Source organism: Bdellovibrionota bacterium (assembly GCA_040386775.1).
GTDB lineage: Bacteria > Bdellovibrionota > Bdellovibrionia > Bdellovibrionales > JAEYZS01 > JAEYZS01.
This window is the reverse complement of the sequence record JAZKEU010000011.1, coordinates 108,807-131,422: the sequence shown is the minus strand read 5'-3', so window position 1 is coordinate 131,422 and position 22,616 is coordinate 108,807. Positions and strand designations below refer to the sequence as shown.

At 37.7% G+C, this 22,616-nt stretch carries 24 protein-coding genes and 2 tRNA genes; 12 read left to right on the top strand and 14 right to left on the bottom strand.

What is annotated here, in order from left to right:
- Positions 1–9: 9 nt before the first annotated feature.
- A complete protein-coding gene (locus V4596_06405; protein MES2768761.1) occupies positions 10–1,587 on the bottom strand; it encodes an AbgT family transporter in 1,578 nt (525 codons plus the stop codon).
- 61 nt (positions 1,588–1,648) lie between these two features.
- Entirely contained in the window at positions 1,649–3,367 is a 1,719-nt protein-coding gene (gene ggt, locus V4596_06400) for a gamma-glutamyltransferase (GenBank protein MES2768760.1), read from the bottom strand.
- A 195-nt stretch (positions 3,368–3,562) separates the two neighbouring features.
- Between ggt and V4596_06395 the strand changes: the two genes are divergently transcribed.
- From V4596_06395 to V4596_06380, 4 genes are all read left to right on the top strand, one after another.
- Positions 3,563–4,150 carry a LemA family protein gene (locus tag V4596_06395; protein ID MES2768759.1) on the top strand — a complete coding sequence of 196 codons (588 nt, stop codon included), beginning with the start codon at positions 3,563–3,565 and terminating at the stop codon, positions 4,148–4,150.
- A gap of 34 nt (positions 4,151–4,184) precedes the next feature.
- Positions 4,185–5,453, top strand: coding sequence for a hypothetical protein (locus V4596_06390; GenBank protein ID MES2768758.1), 1,269 nt, complete (start codon positions 4,185–4,187; stop codon positions 5,451–5,453).
- 77 nt (positions 5,454–5,530) lie between these two features.
- Positions 5,531–6,130, top strand: coding sequence for a hypothetical protein (locus V4596_06385; GenBank protein ID MES2768757.1), 600 nt, complete (start codon positions 5,531–5,533; stop codon positions 6,128–6,130).
- Between the two features lie 135 nt (positions 6,131–6,265).
- On the top strand, positions 6,266–7,615 hold the full coding sequence (locus V4596_06380) for an HD domain-containing phosphohydrolase (protein ID MES2768756.1): 1,350 nt from the start codon (positions 6,266–6,268) through the stop codon (positions 7,613–7,615).
- Between the two features lies 1 nt (position 7,616).
- On the opposite strand, the gene V4596_06375 is transcribed toward V4596_06380, so the two are convergent.
- Genes V4596_06375 through V4596_06365 form a run of 3 tightly spaced genes read right to left on the bottom strand, consistent with a single transcriptional unit; the run spans position 7,617 to position 10,971 of the window.
- Positions 7,617–8,360: a response regulator gene (locus tag V4596_06375; GenBank protein ID MES2768755.1), complete on the bottom strand. Its 744-nt coding sequence runs from the start codon at positions 8,358–8,360 to the stop codon at positions 7,617–7,619.
- Positions 8,357–9,523 carry a response regulator gene (locus V4596_06370; protein ID MES2768754.1) on the bottom strand — a complete coding sequence of 389 codons (1,167 nt, stop codon included), beginning with the start codon at positions 9,521–9,523 and terminating at the stop codon, positions 8,357–8,359. Before V4596_06370 ends, V4596_06375 begins: the two co-directional genes overlap by 4 nt.
- Before the next feature lie 29 nt (positions 9,524–9,552).
- The gene (locus tag V4596_06365; protein ID MES2768753.1) at positions 9,553–10,971 is read right to left on the bottom strand and encodes an ATP-binding protein; all 1,419 of its coding nucleotides are present in this window, start codon (positions 10,969–10,971) and stop codon (positions 9,553–9,555) included.
- A 155-nt stretch (positions 10,972–11,126) separates the two neighbouring features.
- Here V4596_06365 and V4596_06360 point away from each other — a divergent pair, with 155 nt between their 5' ends.
- The gene (locus tag V4596_06360; protein ID MES2768752.1) at positions 11,127–12,248 is read left to right on the top strand and encodes a hypothetical protein; all 1,122 of its coding nucleotides are present in this window, start codon (positions 11,127–11,129) and stop codon (positions 12,246–12,248) included.
- A 15-nt stretch (positions 12,249–12,263) separates the two neighbouring features.
- A complete protein-coding gene (locus tag V4596_06355; protein MES2768751.1) occupies positions 12,264–12,692 on the top strand; it encodes a phosphate ABC transporter substrate-binding protein in 429 nt (142 codons plus the stop codon).
- Positions 12,693–12,700: 8 nt separating this feature from the next.
- Here V4596_06355 and V4596_06350 read toward each other — a convergent pair whose 3' ends face one another.
- The 4 genes from V4596_06350 to V4596_06335 form a co-directional block, all read right to left on the bottom strand.
- Positions 12,701–13,123: a hotdog fold thioesterase gene (locus tag V4596_06350; GenBank protein ID MES2768750.1), complete on the bottom strand. Its 423-nt coding sequence runs from the start codon at positions 13,121–13,123 to the stop codon at positions 12,701–12,703.
- Positions 13,124–13,158: 35 nt separating this feature from the next.
- A complete protein-coding gene (locus V4596_06345; protein MES2768749.1) occupies positions 13,159–14,067 on the bottom strand; it encodes a PA2778 family cysteine peptidase in 909 nt (302 codons plus the stop codon).
- A gap of 19 nt (positions 14,068–14,086) precedes the next feature.
- A complete protein-coding gene (locus V4596_06340; GenBank protein ID MES2768748.1) occupies positions 14,087–14,425 on the bottom strand; it encodes a PA2779 family protein in 339 nt (112 codons plus the stop codon).
- A gap of 137 nt (positions 14,426–14,562) precedes the next feature.
- Positions 14,563–15,027, bottom strand: coding sequence for a hypothetical protein (locus V4596_06335; GenBank protein MES2768747.1), 465 nt, complete (start codon positions 15,025–15,027; stop codon positions 14,563–14,565).
- A gap of 276 nt (positions 15,028–15,303) precedes the next feature.
- Between V4596_06335 and V4596_06330 the strand changes: the two genes are divergently transcribed.
- Together V4596_06330 and V4596_06325 are read left to right on the top strand one after the other, a co-directional pair.
- Positions 15,304–15,981, top strand: a complete 678-nt coding sequence (locus tag V4596_06330) for a hypothetical protein (GenBank protein MES2768746.1) — start codon at positions 15,304–15,306, stop codon at positions 15,979–15,981.
- A gap of 10 nt (positions 15,982–15,991) precedes the next feature.
- Positions 15,992–16,648: an iron-containing redox enzyme family protein gene (locus V4596_06325; GenBank protein MES2768745.1), complete on the top strand. Its 657-nt coding sequence runs from the start codon at positions 15,992–15,994 to the stop codon at positions 16,646–16,648.
- Here the strand turns inward: V4596_06325 and V4596_06320 are convergent.
- A complete protein-coding gene (locus V4596_06320) occupies positions 16,645–17,370 on the bottom strand; it encodes a hypothetical protein (GenBank protein MES2768744.1) in 726 nt (241 codons plus the stop codon). The two genes, V4596_06325 and V4596_06320, sit on opposite strands and share 4 nt — an antisense overlap.
- Positions 17,371–17,486: 116 nt before the next feature.
- Here V4596_06320 and V4596_06315 point away from each other — a divergent pair, with 116 nt between their 5' ends.
- Genes V4596_06315 through V4596_06305 form a run of 3 tightly spaced genes read left to right on the top strand, consistent with a single transcriptional unit; the run spans position 17,487 to position 18,443 of the window.
- A complete protein-coding gene (locus V4596_06315) occupies positions 17,487–17,786 on the top strand; it encodes a helix-turn-helix transcriptional regulator (GenBank protein MES2768743.1) in 300 nt (99 codons plus the stop codon).
- A 46-nt stretch (positions 17,787–17,832) separates the two neighbouring features.
- Positions 17,833–18,072: a phospholipid scramblase-related protein gene (locus tag V4596_06310; GenBank protein MES2768742.1), complete on the top strand. Its 240-nt coding sequence runs from the start codon at positions 17,833–17,835 to the stop codon at positions 18,070–18,072.
- On the top strand, positions 18,069–18,443 hold the full coding sequence (locus tag V4596_06305; protein MES2768741.1) for a phospholipid scramblase-related protein: 375 nt from the start codon (positions 18,069–18,071) through the stop codon (positions 18,441–18,443). Before V4596_06310 ends, V4596_06305 begins: the two co-directional genes overlap by 4 nt.
- A gap of 93 nt (positions 18,444–18,536) precedes the next feature.
- Here V4596_06305 and V4596_06300 read toward each other — a convergent pair whose 3' ends face one another.
- Positions 18,537–19,499, bottom strand: coding sequence for a hypothetical protein (locus V4596_06300; GenBank protein ID MES2768740.1), 963 nt, complete (start codon positions 19,497–19,499; stop codon positions 18,537–18,539).
- A 476-nt stretch (positions 19,500–19,975) separates the two neighbouring features.
- Here V4596_06300 and V4596_06295 point away from each other — a divergent pair, with 476 nt between their 5' ends.
- Positions 19,976–20,224, top strand: a complete 249-nt coding sequence (locus V4596_06295) for a hypothetical protein (protein MES2768739.1) — start codon at positions 19,976–19,978, stop codon at positions 20,222–20,224.
- 13 nt (positions 20,225–20,237) lie between these two features.
- On the opposite strand, the gene V4596_06290 is transcribed toward V4596_06295, so the two are convergent.
- From V4596_06290 to V4596_06280, 3 genes are all read right to left on the bottom strand, one after another.
- On the bottom strand, positions 20,238–22,244 hold the full coding sequence (locus V4596_06290; protein ID MES2768738.1) for a TonB-dependent receptor plug domain-containing protein: 2,007 nt from the start codon (positions 22,242–22,244) through the stop codon (positions 20,238–20,240).
- A 190-nt stretch (positions 22,245–22,434) separates the two neighbouring features.
- A tRNA-Glu gene (locus V4596_06285) sits at positions 22,435–22,510 on the bottom strand.
- 26 nt (positions 22,511–22,536) lie between these two features.
- Positions 22,537–22,612, bottom strand: a tRNA-Lys gene (locus V4596_06280).
- Positions 22,613–22,616: the final 4 nt, after the last annotated feature.

Here is a 22,616-nt window from a genome sequence, read left to right as displayed (position 1 = left end):
GATTTAATTTTACGGAGTTGGAAGCTTGTACCAGAGATTTCCAACAGGGCCGAGTGGAAGCTCGAATGTCATCCATACAAAAATCATCGCTGACCAGAAAATGGTAAATGCAATAGTGTAGGGAAGCATCATCGCAAGAAGAGTTCCTACTTTTGCGTTTTTATTGAATTTATTTACAAAAGCCAAGATGAGAGGGAAGTAAGACATCAGTGGAGAAATAATATTCACCACGGAGTCTGCTACTCTATAGGAAGCTTGAGTCAATTCGGGTGCAAATCCTAAAAGCATGAACATTGGAACAAAGATCGGCGCCATCAAGGCCCACTTGGCAGAAGCACTTCCAATCACAAGATCAAGCAAGCAAGTGAAGAAGATAAAGCTAATCATCAATGTAAATGAACCAAGTCCTAGATCCTTTAAGTAATCAGATCCATGAACAGCCATTACCATTCCCATATTTGAGAAGTTAAAGAACGAAATGAATTGCGAAGCAAAGAATACAAGAACTAGGTAAGGAGCAAGTGTTGCCATTGCCTCTTGCATAGCATTTACAACATCACTTTGACTTCTGAATGTTTTGGAAGCAAACCCATAAGCAAGTCCCGTGAGAGATCCCATAAAGAAAATGATCGCAACAACACCTTTTAAAACGGGTGAGTTAAGAACACTAAAAGTTTCTTTTTCTCTTAAAAACCCTTCTGCTGGTACCAATCCTAATAAAAGAATAGAAGTTAGAATTGCAAATACAATTCCAGCGTAGAGAAGGCCTTTCTTTTCAAGTTTGGTGAGTTTCACAAGTGGAGTTTTCTCGGCATCACCTGTGTACTCTCCAAGATAAGGAATTGTGATTTTATTTGTTACAAGAGTTCCAATGATCACGATCAAAAATGACGAACTTGCCATAAAGTACCAGTTTGAAAGTGGTGATACAGTATAGCTTGGGTCAATGATCTTTGCCGCCTCTTGTGTGATACCAGAAAGCATGGGATCTGCCGTACTTAATAATAAGTTTGCAGCAAAACCACCAGAAACACCGGCAAAGGCACAAGCAATACCTGCAAGAGGATTCCAGCCAACGCTATGGAAAACCATGCCAGAAAGAGGAATCAAAATGATGTAGCCTACGTCACCAGCAGTGTGTGAAAGAACTCCGCCTAGTAGTACAGCAGGTACAATTAATTTTTTTGGAGCTTTTAAAACCAAAACTCTAAGGATAGTAGAAATCAAGCCGCTCTTTTCAGCCAAGCTAAATCCAAGCATCGCAACGAGAACGCTTCCCAACGGAGCAAATCCTGCAAAGTTCTTTACCATATCTGTAATGATGTGATGTAGGCCATCAATAGAAAAAAGATTTACTGTATTGATAGCTTCTTTTTTAATCGGATGAATTGCTGACATTCCAGAGTTGAACGCGATCCAAGAAAGTAGAATTGTAATTCCAGTCAGTAGCAAGAATAAAATCGCAGGATGAGGAAGAGCATTCCCCGCTCTCTCGATTACATCTAAAAACTTTAAAAGTTTTCCAGCAGATTTTTCGGTTATTTTGTTTAGCTTCTCGTGATTGTTTTCTTGGGTGTCTTTTTTCATAACGGGAAGCTAGCACGTCCTAATTATAAAATTCAAATAATTTTCTGAATTATTTTCAGAATTATTGAGCCAATCCGACACCAATATCACGAGGATCTGCGACGGCACGTAAAATTCCATCCTCTTTTGACACCGCCATCACATGACAGGGCACATGTTCAAGCTTTATGTCGTATCCCATCTTCTGAAGGTCAGCTAAAACTTTCGAACTTGGTCCTGGAGGATCAATCGTAAGCACATCGGGCTTCCATTGATGGTGATACCTGATCATAGAGACAGAGTCTTTGAGAGACAAACCGTACTCGACATAGTTCAAAATAGTTTGAGCAACACAGCTGATGATTCGGGTTCCACCGGGGGCGCCTAAACTCATAACTGCTTTTCCATCTTTTACTATGATTGTAGGAGACATACTGCTCAAAGGAGTTTTCTTGGGAGCAATGGCATTGGATGTTCCACCAATGGCGCCAAATAAATTTGCAACTCCAGGTTGAATAGAAAAGTCGTCCATCTCATTATTCATTACAATTCCAGTTCCAGGAACCACTTGTGCAGATCCGAACCAGCCATTGATAGTTTGAGTTGTGCTCACCGCATTCCCTTCTTCATCCATAATAGAGAGGTGAGTAGTTTCGGTGGATTCATTGTAACTTGGGACACCAAAGTTCACTTGATCAGCTTTTCTAGCTTTATCGAGCGTTACTTCTTTTCTTCTTTGCTCGTTATACTTTGGAGAAATCAATTCCTCGGTAGGGACTTTTACAAAATCTGGATCTCCCGGATACTTTGCGCGATCTGCAAAAGCAGATTGCAGTGAAGACGCCGCCAAGTGAATGGACTCTGTAGAGAGGATACCTTTCTTTTTTAGTTCATCTTTTTCTAAGAAGCTTAAAAATTGAATGACGTGAATTCCTCCTGAACTAGGAGGAGGCATTGAAATGACATCGTAATCATGAAATTTTCCCTGAACAGGTTTTCTCCACTTAACTTTATAGGCACTTAAATCTTTTTGGGTGATAAGTCCTTTTTCTTTTGCAAAAAAACTTGTGATTTTTTTAGCCGTCGATCCTTGATAAAATTCTTTAGAACCATTCTCTGAAATCAAGCGAAGAGTCTGGGCCAAATCTTTTTGAACTAAGATATGTCCCAAGGGCCAAGGATTGCCGTTGGCATCTAAGAATATTTTTTTTGCCTCCGCATCTTTTTTAAGAACTTCCATGGTGTCTTGAAGTGCCTCTGAAAGATAAGGGTAAACAGGAAATCCTTTTTCAGCGAGATCAATTGAAGGTTGCATTACTGCTTTCAGTGGTAAGGATCCAAATTTTTTATGAATTTCGATAAGGCCTGCAACCAATCCTGGAGTTGCTGAAGCCAAGATCCCTTCTTGAGAAATTTGCGTGTCTCCTTTTCCATTTCGAATGTACATATTCCTTGTGGCCTTAAGGGGAGCGCGTTCTCTAAAATCTATCGCGAAAGATTTCCCATCTTTTTGTCTAAATACCATGAAGCCACCACCACCAATTCCTGTCGATTGAGGACGTTCAACGGAGATCACAAAAGAGGCGGCGACAGCAGCATCAATAATATTTCCACCTTGAGTAAAGATGTCTTTGGCCGCGATACTTGCGTAACGTCCTTGAGTAGAAATCGCAAATTTCTTACCTGTCGACTCAACAGTTGATTTATCTTCTCTGTTGTTAGTCGCTAGTATGACTTTGTTTGAAGTCTGGCAGCCGAAGTTCACTAAGCTAACAAATATGATGGCTAAAATCTTATGCATAAAAATTCCTTGTTTTTTGATCCTGCTTTATAAGTATACAAGGATATAAAAACATATAAGTGTCCCAAATTCAAACAAAGAAGAATCAAAACCCAATCGGCAAGGTCCCAAATTCTGAATAACATTCATACATTCTAGATAGTTGTTAATATTTTTAGTTTAGCCACCCGATAATATAGATGTCGGGGGTTCATCATGATGTCGTTCGGTGCTTTAATATTTGTTTTAATTGTCGGAATTGTATTTTTCTCGATGGGGATCAATATCTATAACGGAATGATCAGCCTCAGAAATCAAGTTGAAAGAGCATGGTCAAATATTGATGTGATTTTAAAACAACGATTTGATGAAATCCCTCAATTGATCCAAGTGATCGAGCAATATGCGAAATACGAAGCTGGTTTATTAGAAAAAATCGCAGAAGCACGTAAACATTACGGTGAAGCAAATTCAGTCACAGATAAAATCAAGGCTTCGCAAGAAATGAGTTTTGCCCTCAAAGGCATTATCGCAATTGGTGAAGCTTACCCTGAATTAAAGGCAAATCAAAATTTTGTGCAACTTCAATCTAGAGTTTCAAATCTGGAAAGTATGCTCGCAGATAGAAGAGAAGCTTATAACGAAGCTGTAACAAACTTCAATACGCGTATCGATCAATTTCCAGACGTGTTTGTCGCAAAACTTTTGAACTATCAAAGACAAGATTTTTTTAACGTGGAAGAGTCTGAAAAAATTAAACCATCACTCGAGATGAATATGCCGAAATTTGGAAAAGGCGCTTAAAACTCTAACACTAGTCTTAACTTTGGGTTAAAATATGTCGGTAGATTACATTAAAGCTATAGTATTGTGTTTGGGTTTTGGCTCATTCTTTATTATGCAGGCATTGAAAAGACAAAAGCGCGTTCGACAAATACAAGACACTCCTAAATCAAAAATTGCATCAGCACCACAAGGCTTAGTGGAAATTCAAGGTTTTGCTTGGCCTTCAGAGAAAGGCTTCGTCACTCCGCAGGGGCACGAGCTTGTTTATTATCATTTTTCACTGGAAAGAGAAGAATCAAAAGGATCGGGAAAGCATAAAAAAAGAGTTTGGGTTTCTGTGTTTTCTCATACACACGCTAAGCCATTCTATCTTATAGATCCAACGGGACTTGCGATGGTGGATGCCTCAACAAGTGAAATGGAGATTGAAGCGCGCAGTGCAAGATTGTGGACCTCGCTAAAAAGCCTTGAACAAAATCATTTTTTAGAAACGCTCATTCCGACAACAATTCCAAATTTTCCTCCAAAAGGTAGATTCTATGGATTGTTTTCACAGAGATACAGAGTTGTCGAAAGAGAAATACGCGCGGGCTGTCCAATTTATGTTACTGGTGATTTTAGAACTCAAAATGCGGAAGCAAAAAAAATAAAAGCCGAAGGCCTTACACATTTTGCAAATCGCATTATCGATTTCAATAGCAGAAGCTTTAAAAATTTGAAAGCGCTACTAGATAAAAATGGCGATGGAAAAATTTGCCATAAAGAAGCAAGAGATGGCTATTCTTTTGCCGCTCAACTTTCTCAAAAAAAGACTAAAGCAGAAAATTTAACGGAAAGTGAATTCGAAGTTTTTGGAGAAATAAAATGCGCATCCAATCATAAATTGTTCTTAGCAGACGCCCATGAAGATCATGTGGTTGAAAAGTTAAAAAGAGGACATCATATTAGGGTTTTTGGTGGTTCGGCACTAGTTACAGTTGGTATGGTGCTAACTCTGCGGTTATTTATTAGTGATGCGGCGATTGAGCAGTCAATGAAAATCAAAACACAAGTGGAGCAGGAATCAAAAGAGCAAGCCTTGGCCAAGGAAAAAACCAAGCAAGTGAATAACCTTCATATGAATTGTGTCTCAGGAAATGGTGATGCTTGTGCAAAACTTGTAGATATGAAGACGGATTATAATTTAAGTTCTACCTATGTTGAATATTACACAAAATCTGCATGCAGGTTGGGGTACGCTAATTTCTGCGAAACTCTTAAAAACTCAGACAAGAGAATTCCTGCTAGTTCTACGAATGGCTCTAGTTCATTGAATCCTTAAAGCGTAAAGTTTCCTCATAGCTAGACTTATGTCTTGCTAAGGTTTGCATTCAAAAAACGCTGATGCAAGAATGAGACATGACAAAAAATATCTTTATCACAGTAGTAGCTTTCGTATTATTCACTCTTTCTAACGCACAAGCAGCGGTTTCACCTGTTGCGGTGGGGATAGTTCCTCCAGTTCAATTTCCAACAAAAGACTTCTCCATCACAGGTTTAAGATTTAGTGCGCTATGGGGATCTCATAGAGATGTTTACGGCATAGATTTAGGTGTGATTGGTAACATTACGGCTCAGGACTTCACAGGTATTGCTCTGTCCGGAGGGTTCAATAAAACGGATGGGACAGTGACTGCTATTGGTACACAGTTCGCGGGTATTGCTAACTGGAATAACAACAAAACTAGCGTTTATGGACTGCAATTCGCAGGTATCGTGAACATGAACAAAGCCACTTCAAAAGTTGTAGGCTTAGATCTGGCATTGGTGAACCTCACAGAGCAAACAGCGATCTACGGTGTGCAAGCAGGCATTTACAATAAAGCGCGTGTAGTTTATGGTTTACAGTTGGGCCTGATCAATGAAGCTACAGATCTTCATGGAATTCAAATCGGTCTTGTTAATTTCCACCACAAAGGTCTTTTCGTAGTCTCGCCAATTATTAATATTGGATTCTAGACTGTCCTGTTTTGTGACATAGTCATATATTAATTATTTTTATTTATAGACCTTGATGCTGCGCTGATGACTTAAATTCTCTAGTAAAACTTACGATATTGTTATATCATTTTTGTTTAAGCTGGAGAAAATTTTATGAAACCGAGAATACTTATTGTAGAAGATGATAAATCTTTTAGAGATGCTTTAAGTGCAATTCTAGCTAGAAATTATAGTGTAACAGCCGCTGAAAACGGTAAGGTTGCTAAATCTATATTATCCATTCAAGATGTAGACTTGGTCATTTCAGATATCCAAATGCCATTTTTTACGGGCGTAGATCTCTTAGAGTGGATTAAGCAAACTAAACCTTGTCCCGTTATTCTTATGACAGGATTTTCTCATCTATTAGAAATGAAAAGGGCTGATGAGCTTGGTGCTGATGATTTCTTATCAAAACCTTTTAGTGATACAGAGTTAAAAGAAAAAATTGAAAAAATATTGGGTGTTTTAAAGCCTGCAGAAAATAAAGAAGAAGTAAAGCCGCCTGAGGTTGACTTTTTTAAAGTACCGATCGAAGATTTTGTCTCTCAAAAAGAAACTTCGTGTCCTGTTTTTATTAAACTAAATAACGACAAATACATAAAAATTGCTCACAAAGGTGGGAAAATTCCCGAAGAAAAAATTAATCTATTTAAAGATAAGGGTATTGCATATTTATATGTCACGAAAGAAGACTTTCCATCATTCGTGGGGTTTACGGTTCAGATCACCAAGGCTCTTGCAGGCAATAGCAATATTAACGCTGAAAAGAAAAATCGATTTTTAAAATACACAGGAGAGCTGTTATCGCAGCAAATATTTTCTCCGAGTTTTGATCAAACCTCTTGCCAGCATGCTAAAGATTTTCTTCAATCCAGTTTAAATATCATTGCTGAGGATGATGAAACGGGAAGTATCCTAATGGGGTTGAATGATCACACAGACTTTCTTTATGCTCATAGCTTAGGGGTCTCTGCAATGTCAGTTTTAATAGCTAAGAAAATGGGCTGGGAAAGTGGTGCTATACTATTTAAGTTGGCTTTCGCAGGCCTATTTCATGATATCGGGAAAAAAGAACTTCCAAAGAGTCTATTAGAAAAACAAAGGTTTCAATTTACTGCTGAAGAAGTAAAGTTATATGAAAGTCATACAGTTAGAGGAAAAGAGATATTGGACAGTCTTAAAAATGCTCCCAGTGAATCTGTGGCCGTGGCATATGAACATCATGAAAGTGCCGTCGGAAATGGTTATCCTCGTTCTGTAGACCATTCGAAACTTCATCCATTTTCAAAAATAGTTAATGTTGCAAATGTTTTTTGCAATTATGCCATTAGAAGCTATCCAGATCAAAAAATTCTTACAGCCCAAGAGGCGATCAGTAAGATGCAGACAAACAAAGTTTTTGAAATTGATAAACAAGCCTTTCAAGCCCTGATTAGTCTTATAAAAAAACCATCAGCATAATCTAATTATTGGGAATGAATGGCTTAAGTTTTTTTCTTGAGTTGATATATTCAATAATCATTTTTCTCTCAGATTCATTTAAGAATATAAACTCAAGTCCAAAGCCAGAAGAATACTTCCTATTGTTTTGGGTACGAATCCATCTCACAATTCCAACCCCGTTGAGAGGAACTCCGTTGTCTTTAAAAGTAAGTTTAAAGTTAACTTGGTCATTGATATTGGGAAAGTGCGATTCGATGTTAATGAACATTCCCCCACGACCAATACTTACGGCATGTGATTCTATTGCTGTAGAAAAATTATTGTACTGTAGTTCAACCTGGATTTCTTTACCCAATTGAACATATGAGGAAGACGCCCATCGTTGTTCTGGGGGAGTCAATAGCCTTTCAACAGCATCTAAAAGTGTATTTATATCGAAAGGTTTGCTGAATAAAGCCTCTGCGCCCTTATGGTGAGCATCCTCAGTAGAAATATCTGCAAATCCGGTCACCAATAAAATGATTGGCGTTTCGTGATGCTCTTCTTTGGTACGATCAAGGAGTTCGATTCCATCGCCTTGAGGCATTCGAATATCTGAGACTACGACATCGATATGTTGTGAGCGAATAATTTCAAAAGCTTTTTTGCCATTAGGTGCAGTTAAAACATTATAACCTTTTCTACTGAATGAAGAGGCCAAGGCATTTCGAAAATCCATTTCATCATCTACGAATAAGATGGAAATCTTTTTGGGTTCACTCATTTTGAGGGCCTTAACTTTGGAAGTTGAAGAATAAACCGAGTATTTTTGCAATCTGGATCGATAGCTAAATTACCTTTATGAGAATTTATAATTCCTTTAGAAATACTTAAGCCAAGGCCAGTTCCCTTACCAATTTCTTTGGTTGTAAAAAAAGGTTGAAATATTTTTTCAGCGATCTCTTTAGAAATACCATTACCACTGTCTGTTATAGAAAGAGCAATGGTATCTCCTTTGTCTTCTATGGATAATCGAATCCATTTTTCTTTTTGAAGCTCTATTGCATCGCAGGCGTTATTAATCAGATTAATTAGTACTTGAGAAATAGGCACTTGTTGGCATTCAATTTTTAAGTCTTGAGGAATCTCTTCCATTTGGAATTCTATGCCGTTTTGTTTTAACTTCTCGTTACAAAGCATTAATGTGCTATCAATAATTTTTTTAACTGGAACTGAATCAAAATCATCAACACTCCCATCTCTAGAAAATGTTCTTAAGCTATGTATTATCAAACCGATTCGAGTAACAGTTTCTTTGATTATATTTAGCATATTAGAAATGCTAACTACATCAATTGGATCTTCAAGTACAAGCCCATCAACCTGTCCTGCCAATAATCCTATTGTGCCTAGTGGAGTATTGATCTCATGGGCGATGCCCCCCGCCATTTCTCCTAAAGCAGACATTTTGGCAGATGTTATTAGCTTTCCTTCGGTCTCAAGTAGTTGTTGAGTTTTTTGCTTAACTTTTTCATCGAGGCTTGCATTGAATTCTACTAATTCTTTTTCTATAGCTGTGAGGCGTAAAAAAACTTTAGATTTTGCTAAAAGCTCTTCCGGAATAAAAGGCTTTGTCATGTAATCGTCGGCGCCTTCATCGTAACCTTTGATTCTCTCCTCAATCATGGCTTTACCAGATACTAAAATCACTTTTGTGAGTTTTGTTTTTGGATTGGCTTTAATGAGTTTACAAACCTCATATCCATTAATCCCAGGCATCATGATGTCCAAAAGGACAAGGTCTGGCACATATTCTTCGCAAATTTTTAAAGCCTCTTCGCCGCTAGAGGCTACTTTAAAGTCGACTAACCCTTCTAAAACCTCAGAAATAATGCGTTGATTTCGGGCTTCATCATCTACGATCAGTACTTTTTGCTTTAAGTTCATAAGAATCCTTAGTTGTACAATTGCAATATTTAAAACTGCTGGGTTGTTCTTGGCAATCTAAAAACAAATTTAGTTTGACCAGAGTGTAGATTTTCTGCCCATATTTTACCTTTATGCTGTTCTATTATTTCTTTGCAAATGGCTAAACCAAGACCCGTGCCGCCAGCACCATTTTTTGTTTTACTGCTTTGAGCGAATTTATCAAAAATGGAATTGAGTTCTGAGTTTGGAATTCCAATGCCTGTATTGATAACTTCACAGACAATATTCTCGGAAGTTTTGTTGAGTACTATTTGAACCACAGAATTTTTTTGAGAGAACTTAATAGCATTTGAAAGAAGATTTCTTACCACCTGCATAATCCGTGTATCATCAAATGTTGCCTTATCTTCTTCTTTAATATTGTTTACAACTTCAAGTTTCAATTCTTTTTCTTGCGCAAAGGCACTCATTTCAACTGTAACTGAAGAAACCACTGGTAGAAGAGATGTTTCTTTCATCGTATATTCAATTTTTCCGGCTTCCAATTTAGCTAAATCCAAAAGATCATTGAGAAGATTCATAAGTCGAGATCCACTATCATGAATTTCATCAAAATAAGATTTGAGTTTTTCTTGGGGAACAAGATTAAACTTTTGTTGTCCAAATCTAGCAAAGCTTAAAATTCCATGCATAGGAGTTCGTAATTCGTGAGACATGTTTGCTAAAAAGGCAGATTTTGCGAGGTTTGCTTTCTCAGCAGCATCTTTTTCTAGTTGTAAGCTTTCTGAGCGCAATCTTTCTGTGTTTTCGTTGATTTGGCTCTCTAACAATTTCTGCTCAGCAGCTTGTTTTCGAATATTCAACCATCCCAAAAATATGAGATAAAATAGGAATAGACCATAACTCAAGTAGTTTTGTTTTTTTCTTTGGGTAAGGTCTTCCAACAAATGTGTGTTCTTGGCGAGCAGATCGAACCACCTTGTAGACTCTTGGTCATTCAGCTCCGTTCCGAGTTCTTCTGTTTTTTGCAGTAAAGATACCAGTTCTTTTTGATTGTCGATATTGGATCTTCCTGATTCAGAAATTTGTTTTATTTGGCTAAAAACTAAATCAGCCTGCGAGATAAACATCTTATCTATGGCGAAGTCAGGATCATTCTCATTTTTAACTTTTAATAACAAAGGTAGGTTTTCAACAATCCGTTCTGCTTGATCGTAAGCATTGGGGTCCTTAGTCACCATTGGACTAAAGGCTAGTATGGTCACTCTTTGAGTCAGTAAGTTTAGCCATGAGATATTTCTTAATTCTTTTTGTTGCTGTATAGATTCTTTCAAGATCGTTTCTGAAACTTGAGACGTTTTATGGGTCTGATAGATTAAAAAACAGACAATTACAAATCCAAAATAATGTAGATTCCGAACTAGCTTTGGTAAAAAAGATGAAATTTTAATTTTGAAGCGCTTCATATACATTTTTATCGGCTAGTTTTGCTTTAAATTCAATTTGTTAAATTATTTTTAATAACTAGTCTGGGCAAAATAATGATGTTTGAATCTTGTTTTTCTAGGAGGATTGGACTTACTATTATTAGTATTAACAAATATAATTTAATGGAGGTTCTGTGCAGTATTCTAGATCTCTACTGATGGTGTTATTTTACCTACTGACACTTACACCAATGGCTGTAATTCAAGCTTCAGATTTACGCATTTATGGTTTTGCAGACATTGTGGGCTCACAATCAACTTCGCCTTATACTCTAGGCGCTATTGGCAATACGGACCGATACATTACTTTAGATCCTGAAAGTCGATTAGGCCTTAATTTGAGTTCAGATTTAGGTGGTGATGAGTTCAGATTTGCAGGGCAGTTACTAGCCAAAGGTAATGACGAAGGCTCATATGAACTTTCGGCGGACTGGATTTTTGTAACTTACAAATACACTGATGATTTTTCAATACGCGTAGGCCGCCAAATTAATCCTATATTTTTGTATTCCGAACAAATTGATGTGGGCTTCACTTACCTATGGGTACGGTTGCCAGCAGAAGTTTACGAAACCTTTCCTGTTAAGTCTTTCAATGGTGCTTCACTTCTATACAGTACCGCTATTGGAGATTATCGCTTCCAAGCGCAAATATTCGGAGGAGCAGGTGACGTTTCAATTGATCAAGTGAATGGAAAGGTTTATGGGGCTGCTCAAAACACTCGAGGAGTAGAGTTTTTATTATCCGGAGATAATATGAAGTTTCATATTACTTATATAGGAACAAATGCAGATGGGACTCTGACGACTTATTCTACAGGGCCGTCTGGTCCACCAACAGTCACGCTAATTGATTTTGGAACATTTCATGTTGTTTCGAGTGGCGGTAGCGTAGATTTTGAGAAGTTCTTTTTTGCTACAGAAGCAACCAGGGCTTTGGTTGAGGGAGGAGGATATGTTCGCTCTTTCACAGGAGCATACGCTAGTCTCGGTTATCATATTTCACCAAAATTAACGCCTTACCTTACGTTTGCATGGCAAGGAAGTTTGAATGGTCTAGCTTATATGTTTCCAGATCCTTCGGTCAGTACCAGTACGAAAAAAGATCAACATTCTTTTATGTTGGGAGTAAATTATAAGGCTACACCATCACTAGCGTTGAAAGGTGAGTACATGAGAACACAGCAGAATTACGAGGATTCTCTAAAAAGCTATGGAGCCAATACATACACTGTAGCAATGGATATTATTTTCTAATTATAAGGAATTTTTGTGAAAAAATTATTTTTAATCTTCAGTGTATGCATCACATTAAGCCTTCAAGCCATGGCAGATATTGTAGTTATCATAAATTCCAACAACACAACGGTTTGGGAGCGTGAAACCGCTCGTGCGGAAATTAAATCAATATTTTTGGGTGCCAAAGAAAAATTTTCTAATGGCAATAGCGCAAAACCAATTGATCAATCCGAAGGAAAAGAAATTCGTAAAGAATTCTATTTAAAAATTGCAAACAAAGATGCGACTGCAATGAATATCTATTGGTCCAATTTAATTTTCACAGGAAATGGACGTCCACCAAAAATTTTACCAGATGACAGCAGCATAAAAAAATTCGTAAATGAAAATGTCGGTGGTATTGGCTATATTGATTCTACTTCGGTAGATAATACGGTTAAAGTTTTAGAGATTTTCAAATAAGTAAAAGATTATTTACGATCCACGATCATGCAGGTGAGTCGACTCACACAAGTGATATCGCCTTGGTCATTCTTGATTTCTATATTCCAAACATGGAGGCTCTGTCCGCGACGAATTGCCGTGACTTTGCCATGAACAAAGCCTGAGGTAGTAGCCTTGAGATGATTGGCATTAATTTCAATCCCCACGGGCATCTTGTCTTTTGATTTTAAACAAAGAAGCGAGGCAATGCTTCCTAAGCTTTCCGCAAGAGCTACCGAGGCTCCACCATGAAGGAGACCGGCAGGTTGAATGGTTCTATGATCCACGGGCATCTTTGCGATAAGATAATCATCACCGATTTCCGTAAATTCCATCCCAATGTGCGAACACATTGTATTCTTACAAGCCTCATCCAATTCTTTTGTTGTCGGTTTTTTTGCCCAAAGCATATTAAGACCTTATCTTAAATTCGAATAATCCCCAATTAAAATTTAAACTTCTTGAGATAAGTCTCCCTTTGATCATTGGGAGCTGCGGCGAGAGTTTTATTTTTCAAAATTTGCGCTTTTTTCAATTCGCCAGTTTCGTAGTAAAGAACTGCTAAGTTATATAATAAAGCAGGGTGATTGGGAGCGATTTTTAGAGCCACTTGAATTTCTTTGATGGCAGCTTTTAGATTTTTACTTTCGTACCACAAATTTGCAAGTCCTAGATGAGGCTCAAATCGCAAAGGCCATTTTTCGGCGATGCGAGTGTAAATAATTTTAGCGGCATCTTTATTTTTTATGTTTTCAAATACTACAGCATTGTCTAAAGCTTCTTCTATGGAAACATGAGCGGGAATGGTTTGGGGAGGAACAACCACATAGCTCCAATACTCGCCACGTCTCCAGGTTCTTGTGAATAGACCAAAATTCATTTTTAATTTTTCTGTAAATCCTGAATGTAGATATACAATATTTCTGAAGGAGTCGTATCCAATCAAAAGTGCATAGTGCCACTTCGGATACCAAGACAGACCGAGGTTTTGAAAAACCATTACGGGGCGACCTTGATCAATTTCCTGAAACATAATTTCTAGATTGGGGATACGGTAGGGCGCAAGTCCAAGGCGGCGAGTAGAAGAAATCATATCCGACTTAAAAGAACCCTCTGCCTTTTCGTGGAAAGCGAATTCCTTGTAAGTTTCAAACGGTGTATGAGGTAAATGCTTTTTAGAGGCCATCTTCAGTACAGCGGGTCCGCATAGTTTTTCACCTTGGGGAACAAATTCTATATCTAAGATAATTTCTTTTTCAGGTCGTGAAGCACCGAGATACTGTGTAATTTTTGGTGAACTGGCACAGCCTCCTAAAAGCAAGGAGACTGTAAAGGTTAAAACATTTTTTTTCAAATTTCCTCTGAGAAATAAATTAACGAAGTAGTAAGACAATAATAACAATTAAAAGCACAGTCGTGAGGCTGATAGCTATGACATCTCCGCCGGCTTGCTGTGTTTTTGAATTCAACATGTCTCGGATTTCGCTATCACTTAATGCGGCAACTCTTTGTTTGGCTTCTTGCGCAGAAATTCCAAATTCTGCCAATTTTTTTTGAACTTCGGGAGTTTCAATTTTATCAATTATTTCTTGGGAAAGTCTTCCGTCTCTTTGAGTGACATCTTGAACTGTCATAAGGCTTGCTGTGGCCATAGAAGGATTTAGAAACGCTAAACTCGAACACACTATGCTGACCAGAATAATTTTAATCATGTTTACCTCTTTATAAGATTCTAGTGAGAAAGGGCTCTTTATCAAGGGCAATAATAATGATGAAGGAATTTACATATTTAAAACAAAAAAAGCCCGCCTTACAGCGAGCTTTCTTTTCATTTCAGAGCAAAAAACAATTAAGCTTTTTTGTTTTTTCCGCCGCCTTTTTTAGCTGCGATTTCTTCTGGAGTTAATCCCCATGGAGAAGATTTTGGACCTTTTCTATCGCCACCAGCTCCGCCACCACCACCGCGTTGTGGTCTGCCACCTTTAGCGCTTTTTTCATCTTTCTTATCAGCAGCTGGTGGAGCTTCTTTGATGAAAGCAGGTACGTAGTGATGTTCTTCAACTTTTACGGATTTTGGAGCAGGTGCTTCACCTTCAGCATAAGTTACAACGAGAACTCTGTGAAGTTTGTCTTTGTTTTGGCTAGCAACATCGATCGCATTTATGAAGTGCTTTAATTTGTCGCCTTCCATTTTAAAAGTTTCACCAATGCTAGTTTGGATTTCTTCAGCAGATTTTCCTTCAGCTGCTAAAGCTTCCTTAGCTTGAAGACCTTTAAACAAATTGACGTTCCAAAATTCTGTTACGTTTTTCATGACTCTATCCTTTATGTAAAATTGAAGATCTTTTATGGCACTTATTTTAAGTATTTCCAAGGAATTTTAAGATCTTATTACGTGTTCGACATTTTTCCGCTTGACGCTAAGCATAAATAGATTGTAGGCACAGTCTTACTGCGGCTGCACTCCATGTCCAAGCACTGAAAATAAACTCTACCTCAAGTCTAATGCAATACTATTGTCTGTTTTTTATAACAAAACTAAAATTGTTTAATCATTTTCTGAGACCTGATGATTAAATAAATAACGTTTATGAATCAAAAAAAAATTCTTTCAAATCTGTCTTGGAATATATTGCCTGGAAAATTAATTAATCCAGGCATACATCATGAGCTTTATGAAAAAACTTATAAACATTGGAGACAGATGTGGACAGAGATATTAGATGTTAAAGAGAATTTAAACTCAGATAGTTTTCTAAGACAAGATTTAGTATGTCCTTTAACTATAGAGAATAGCGTTGTTGGATTGATATGCTGTACTTTCTTTAACAAGAATCAACAGGCTTATTCGAGCCATTCTTATATTTCTGATTTTCCAAAGGATATCTTTAAAAATAACTTTGATGGTGAATTAATCATGTCTATTGAATATCTGACTGTTCATCCAGAGTTCCGCAAATCTTTTTTGGATGTTTCTTTAGGTGATGTGTTGCTTGGCTTGAGTATGAAGATATTTGAGAACAGTGTGGCCCAGGCTGTGTTGGGAACTGCGCGCAGTAAGATTCATGTAGACCAAATGTGCTATCGATTCGGGTTTAAACCTTTCGGCGAAATCAATAAATTTGGCCATCCTTGTACATTAATAATAACAGATAGAAGTACTTTGCAAACTCATCCTGAATTGAAAACACAAAAACTAATAGATCAGCTTTGGGATGGGAGAAACGATATTTCTATTGATGAGAATAAAAAACTAAAAATAGCATAGAGGGGGATTTATGAAAATAAGAACGAATGAAGATTTAAGAAATTTGTATGATAAATTGCAAATTGAGTTGTCTGAGATACGCAGCAATTTTCCATGGACGAATAAAGATGCTTATGTAAGCTGGCTTGTTCAATCTTATGAGTATGCCTATAACTCAACAAGAATTTTGGCAATGACCGGCGGTAAAATGCCTAGAGATAAGACGAAATACAGCAACAGATTTATAAGTCATGCTGCTGAAGAAAAGGGGCACGAAAAGCTTTTAGAAAATGATATTAAAAGCTTTGGTCTAGACATGTCTGCGCAAGAGGTATTGCCACAAGCAAAGGCTTTTCATCAGAGCCTTTATTATTGGTTCGGCTTTGATAATCCTGTTGGAATGTTTGGATGGGTTTTAGCTTTGGAAGGTTTTGCTGTTAAGAATGTGCCTCAGATGTATGAAGTGTGTTTGAGTGAGTTTGGCCCTAAAGCAACTAGTTTTCTTAAAGTCCACGCTCAAGAGGACGAAGGCCATTTGGAAAAAGCTTTTAAGAGCATTAGCGACTTTACACCTGAAGAAAATCAGTTGGTTGGTGAGACTATGTACCAATACTCCTGTCTGTATGGAGATATTTTAAAAAAAATTACAGAGAAGTATGGTGCAAAAAACGGTAAGAACGCGGCTTAAATAGAAACCTCATGTAAGTGGGATTTTGATCGAGCACTTTTTTTGTTTAGATTTGATCCCACAACATCTACTTTAGAGGTAACAATAAATCCTGATACAAGTCCTTGTCTGTCGACGAGAGGGCAGAAGTATTCGTGGCTTGCTTCTAAAATGAATTGCTTCTCTGAGAAACGCTCGATAACCGTATGATTTGCTATGGCTTCTCTAAAAACCTTACGTTCTTTGTGAGACAATACTTTTTGAATGGTGGACATAATTTTATCTGTATCTTCTTCAGATCTTGAGTATCTTTCGGGCCAAGTATAACAATGCATTTCCTCTATGGAGTATGAGCATATTTTCATCACATTAAAATTCCGCCAAATTTGAATACTTTGAGTATTATAGATTTCAATTTTGTCATCAGGTCTTAGATAGCTAAAAAAATCAGATGGCTGATGCCATTGTAGATAAACCAAAGCTTCCCACAGAGAGTCTGCATTATTATTTTTTTCTGATGATTTTTTTATTTCTGATTGTTGTAAGATAGAATAATAAAGCTCAATATAATGTATTGCCTCGGCTTGTTTTTTTGAGCTCAAAGATGAAAATATTGGCAGGTCGTCTCTTTTAAATGGTATTACTTTAAATCCGTTTTTTTCAAAGATAGCACTAATTGATAAAGCACATTGTTTAAATCTAGAAGTATATTCTGTATGTTTATCTTGATATGTCGGACTCATATGCTCATCTTTAGTGCAACAGAAATATTAAGTCAATAATATGAATAATAACTGCTTGATAATAAAATAGCCATTATTTAGGTTATATATGCGCGCAAATATAAGTGGAGGGTTGCATGGCAAAATCTAAAAAATCTACAGTGCCATACTCAAAAGAATTTGGTCTATATCTTAGATCATTAAGAAAAAAGCGTAAAATAAGTCAGAGCGAATTAGGAAGACAGCTTGGTACAACACCTCAGTTTATTTGTAACTGGGAAAGAGGAGTGTCTGGTCCTAGCTTTGATACATTAGTTCTAGTCTCTAAAATCTTTAAAGTTTCAGAAAAAGAAATTTTAAAGAGACTGCTTAATTATCAAATGAAACTTTACATTTCAGAATTTAATAAATCAAAAAATAGATTAGCAACGAAATAAATTCTCAATGTAAAAGAAGTGAGTATAGTGGAGGGAGTAAAATATTATGGCCTCTTTTGACTTAGCGAACCTACGGACTGTCCTTGTTACTCAAGTGCACGAGCTTGGTGAATGGTTTGGTTTCGAAACTAGAAACAAATATCAAATTATGAATAAAGACCAAGTGATCATCGGATACGCTGCTGAACAACAAAAAGGTATTTTAGGATTAATTCTTCGTCAGTACCTGGACACTGGCGCAAATTTGATGTGCATTTTTTCACTCCAGACCGTCAACTCGCATTGATTGGGCATCACCCTTTCCGGTGGTTTTTTGAGCGCATTGAGATTAGAGATGCTCAAGGGCAAATGCTTGGGGCCATTCAAAAGAGATTTTCGATTTTGACAAAACGCTTTGATATAGAAAATGCCAAGGGCATGACAATCATGGAAGTTTCATCACCAATCTGGAAAATTTGGACCTTCAAGTTCATACATCAGGGAAGAGAGTTGGCTCTAGTACAGAAAAAGTGGAGCGGCGTATTCTTGGAAAGCTTTACGGACAAAGACAAATTCATGGTAGAGTTCACTTCACCAACTTTAAACGAGCATGAAAAAACATTGGTCATGGCCTCTGCAGTGTTCATTGATCTTTTGTATTTTGAACAGAAGAGATGAGTTTGTTTAATGCTTGATGTTCATCCCATGGTTTTTCTTTACCCACGCAAAAACTATGGGGCTACAGTGTCTGATCAACGAGGCTCATTCCAGTTAAAGAAACAAACTCTGACAAGAAAAAGGGGACATTGAGTTTGCGGCTCTAACCACTTGTATTTTTCTTTTAAAAAGTTTCGTGACGTTATCTGCACCTATCAGGTTTGTAAATTCATTACGTAATTTTTCAAGAGACAGTTGTTTCAAATTTTGGACCATCTCGCTATCTGGTAAATTTTCATATTCAAAGTTGACTCCCTTTTCCGAAGCACCTCGGCCAAACGAAATCCCATGATCAATAGCAACAGGCCTTAAATGCTGTTCCCCAAGATGCCAAAGCCAATTGCGCCCGTGCCTATCAAGATTTACAATAAGATAGTCCAAAAGCCACATATTCTTTTGTGACGTTGGATAGCCATAATATCTAAACTCAGTTTGCTTTTTTTGTTCTTTGCTCGGAAAGCCAACAACGCCCAATGATTCCCGTGCTTCTACAGCATCTCGAATAAAATATTGGATAGAGCCGCGCCTGCCATCTGGTAGAATGCGCTCAATGGTGAATGGAACCAAATTTAGTTTGAGAATTCTATCAAGCTTATATGCTGCGATCTCGAACCCGAAATAACTCGAGTTTAATTTGATAATGCCGTAAATATTCGTCCCTTGAATACGCACTATACGAGCCGCTTCCTTGCTACCCTCGAATTTATGAATAACCTCAATCTGACCTTGCGTCATTTTCTCTGCTAGTCTTCGCTCTAAAATTTCGGCTTGCTCTGTATTACCATTTTCTCTTAAAATCCAAATGGCCTCTTGCCACCGTTGGTCAGATATATATTCTTCAGCTAATTCACGAGTAAGATCTTTTCGCTTCTCTAATTGCAGTCGCGGATTTTTTAGTAAGTACTCTATTTGAATCCAACGGCTGCGCATCGCCGCATCAAGAGATTTGGGATCATCGGCTTTTGCAACAACGGAAAAAATTATCAAAAAGAAAAGCACAAAATTATTAATTTTCATATAGGGGATCTACCTCCGTAGACATTAAAAATAAACACGACAATTTCTCAGTCGAATTAGCACAGCAACTGTAGCCCAACACTATTGTTCAAATAGGCTTTACTCAAACCTAACCAAAATGGTAAGATTTGAATCTGTCAATCTGTCAATCTGTCAATCTGTCAATCTGTCAATCTGTCAATCTGTCAATCACTCGTAAAGTTTTTAGACAAACAAACACAATCATATCGCCATTATCTTCACATCCACAAAAAACATTGATTCTCTGACTAAGATATTCATTTAACGTGCCAAAGAATCAAATCTTCTCTTGCCCGAGTTGCCTCATTGAAAATGATACCGAAAGGGAAGTTTGCGATATCTCTAGAAAACACGCCATAAGGCTTTTAAATGAAGATTTTAAGGTTAAGGGTAGAAAGCCTGCGTGAAATCGTATTAGTGCAATTAAATCGATTGAATTGGCTCTGCCATTTGAGGTGAAAGGTTTTGCATCAGATAACGGAAATGAATTTTTAAACCACGATCTTCACTCTTGCTTTTTTAATCATAAGAACAGAGTAAACTTTGTAAGACGAAGACCTTATCAGAAAAACGACAATGCTCACGTAGAGCAGAAAAATTGGACATATGTCAGAGAGCTCTTTGGGTACTCTAGGTTTGATGGTCTGAGCCAAGTCAACTTTATGAACGAGATCTATGAAGGCCTTTGGAATCCAATCTTGTAGTGATATTGATCGCTTATAAGCGTGCTTCTAGACTAAGAAGAACTTCTCTGTCGAATGCAGGCATAGGTGCGTGTCCACTATAAAAAGGTTGTATTAGTAAATAATCTTCGTCAAAAAGATTATTTACACTGAGTCTAACATCAGTATCTTTGCCGAGCCCATGCCAATTCAAAGTGACATTGGTCAATAAAATCGCATCATAAGATTTATAACTTAGGTCAGCGCCACCGCTATTCGCCGAAACTGCCGTTTGACCGTAGCGAGTAGATAGATAAGTTAATGTTGGGCCTAATTGAAACTTTCCCCAAATCCAATACCCACCAAGATTTAGTTTATAGTGGGGTAAGCCAAGGAAATGTTCTTTGTCATTAGTTACGTATCCAGAAGAAGTTTCTGAACGCGGCCTAACATAAGAGAAGTTAAAGAAGCCACCGATATTAGACAAACGATATTGAACTTCGCCTTCAATACCTTCATTTGCAACTTTTCCTTGGTTTAAGTATAAAAATTGTGTGTTATCAAAAGTGATGACATCTTTTATTTCAAGATAAAAAATATTCAATTTCGCAGAAAGATTTCTTTGGAAAAGATAACTAATTTCATACTCCCAAGTTTCTGATTTTTCAGGGCGAAAATCACTAGGATTTGTAGCGTTAGCATTACCAAAGGCTTGCAGGGTGAATGGAACACGGTAAGATCCCCCATAAAGAAGCTTAGAATTGAAAGCCTCATTGGTATAGGTAATGCCAACTCGTGGAGCAACGGCGTCTCCAAAAATTGTATTCTCATAACGCCCGCCTACAGTAAAATTGAATTTATCCATGGATTGGATCCACTGCAAAAAAGCATAATGAGACTCATTACCGACACTATATTTATCTAAACCTGGAGAGGTGTGGAGTCCCGGACTTCCATCGCCGTAGATGCTCCTCGCCCAATCCATAATGTAGCCGGTACCCGCAGATAGTTGAGAATCTTCAGAGAGATCATAGCTCGCTCTTACTTCTCCCTTGTAATTTCTAACTTTGTTTTTAGGCGACCCGCTGAACCCGACCTCTATGTACGTAAGTGTTGTAGCCAAATTCAATTTAGAGCTGGGCGCTATCGTATACTGAAGATCAATTGCATTATTATCGACATTCAGTCGATCAGGGTAAATGCTATTGAAAGGATCATTCGCTATACCAATTCCACTCTTGGCTATAATATCCATGGAAACTTTGTTGTAACGAAGAACTAAGTTTTCCTTGTATTTCATTTCTGTAATTAAATGCTGCCAATCACGTCCCATATTGGCTTGATTAAAATCCATCGAGGCTCCAAAAAAGTCCTTCCACTGTTTACTAGAAAAAGGTCTTATTGATCTTCCTAAATGGAATGAATACTCCACGGTATCCGTGAGCTTGCCGTAAGCTATATTTCCATTTTTTGTAAATTCATCTACCATAAGACCAGCTTCTGCATTCACTACGCCTCCGCTTAAATCTTTTCCGGAGCGAGTAATGATATTGATAACGTTAGCTTCGGCAACGCCGCCGTAAACAGCGCTGCCTGGACCTCGGATGATTTCTACCTTTTCAATCATGGCTGCGGGAAATGCACCTAAAATGTTTACGTTTCCAAACCCTTGTTCATTTACCATTATTCCATTAATCATAATCAAGGCTTTACCTTCATGAACCCAAACTCCGCGAGATCCAAGTCCCACAATCGCAAGGGTATCCAGCCCGAACTCAAAACCAGGCACAAGTCTTAGAATTTCTGATAAGTCTCTCATTCCATAAAGCTCAATATCCTCTCTCGTAACGACAGATAGAATGGCTGCGGCTGATTGCTGAGATTGTTTCTTTTTTGAGGGAAGAGCCACCTCAATCTTCATAAGATCTTCTAAGGAAAGAGCGCTGAGATCTTCAATTGGAGGGCTGGATGTACCGGCCTCTTGTGTGGATTTAGATTCTTCTTGAGCTAAAGCCCAAGTGGAAAAGTTAAAACATAAAAAAAGAAAAAACAACCTTGTCATATATATCCTATTACCATTCACTTATTATGGTTTTTAATGGGGAAGCTTTATTTTAAATAATTTTAATTAAAATACAAAACAAATATTATTAACAGGCTGGTGAAAAACCCTGCGTCTTGATCAGTGATATGACTTGCGAAAGCCATTTCGTGTTTTAGCTCAAATCAAATTAAATGAGGGCCGTGATGATTGGCGTTCCCAAGGGGATTTGAACCCCTGTATCCTCCGTGAAAGGGAGGTGTCCTAGGCCACTAGACGATGGGAACATCTGGAGAATTCGTTTGAGAAAAAATGGTGAGCCAAGCAGGATTCGAACCTGCGACCCTATCCTTAAAAGGGATATGCTCTACCAGCTGAGCTATTGGCCCATTT

Excerpts from the sequence above, each read along its gene's own strand:
- V4596_06405 (MES2768761.1), bottom strand. The coding sequence starts at position 1,587 with ATGAAAAAAGACACCCAAGAAAACAATCACGAGAAGCTAAACAAAATA.
- ggt (MES2768760.1), bottom strand. The coding sequence starts at position 3,367 with ATGCATAAGATTTTAGCCATCATATTTGTTAGCTTAGTGAACTTCGGC.
- V4596_06395 (MES2768759.1), top strand. The coding sequence starts at position 3,563 with ATGATGTCGTTCGGTGCTTTAATATTTGTTTTAATTGTCGGAATTGTA.
- V4596_06390 (MES2768758.1), top strand. The coding sequence starts at position 4,185 with ATGTCGGTAGATTACATTAAAGCTATAGTATTGTGTTTGGGTTTTGGC.
- V4596_06385 (MES2768757.1), top strand. The coding sequence starts at position 5,531 with ATGACAAAAAATATCTTTATCACAGTAGTAGCTTTCGTATTATTCACT.
- V4596_06380 (MES2768756.1), top strand. The coding sequence starts at position 6,266 with ATGAAACCGAGAATACTTATTGTAGAAGATGATAAATCTTTTAGAGAT.
- V4596_06375 (MES2768755.1), bottom strand. The coding sequence starts at position 8,360 with ATGAGTGAACCCAAAAAGATTTCCATCTTATTCGTAGATGATGAAATG.
- V4596_06370 (MES2768754.1), bottom strand. The coding sequence starts at position 9,523 with ATGAACTTAAAGCAAAAAGTACTGATCGTAGATGATGAAGCCCGAAAT.
- V4596_06365 (MES2768753.1), bottom strand. The coding sequence starts at position 10,971 with ATGAAGCGCTTCAAAATTAAAATTTCATCTTTTTTACCAAAGCTAGTT.
- V4596_06350 (MES2768750.1), bottom strand. The coding sequence starts at position 13,123 with ATGCTTTGGGCAAAAAAACCGACAACAAAAGAATTGGATGAGGCTTGT.
- V4596_06340 (MES2768748.1), bottom strand. The coding sequence starts at position 14,425 with ATGATTAAAATTATTCTGGTCAGCATAGTGTGTTCGAGTTTAGCGTTT.
- V4596_06335 (MES2768747.1), bottom strand. The coding sequence starts at position 15,027 with ATGAAAAACGTAACAGAATTTTGGAACGTCAATTTGTTTAAAGGTCTT.
- V4596_06330 (MES2768746.1), top strand. The coding sequence starts at position 15,304 with ATGAATCAAAAAAAAATTCTTTCAAATCTGTCTTGGAATATATTGCCT.
- V4596_06325 (MES2768745.1), top strand. The coding sequence starts at position 15,992 with ATGAAAATAAGAACGAATGAAGATTTAAGAAATTTGTATGATAAATTG.
- V4596_06320 (MES2768744.1), bottom strand. The coding sequence starts at position 17,370 with ATGAGTCCGACATATCAAGATAAACATACAGAATATACTTCTAGATTT.
- V4596_06315 (MES2768743.1), top strand. The coding sequence starts at position 17,487 with ATGGCAAAATCTAAAAAATCTACAGTGCCATACTCAAAAGAATTTGGT.
- V4596_06310 (MES2768742.1), top strand. The coding sequence starts at position 17,833 with ATGGCCTCTTTTGACTTAGCGAACCTACGGACTGTCCTTGTTACTCAA.
- V4596_06300 (MES2768740.1), bottom strand. The coding sequence starts at position 19,499 with ATGAAAATTAATAATTTTGTGCTTTTCTTTTTGATAATTTTTTCCGTT.
- V4596_06290 (MES2768738.1), bottom strand. The coding sequence starts at position 22,244 with ATGACAAGGTTGTTTTTTCTTTTTTTATGTTTTAACTTTTCCACTTGG.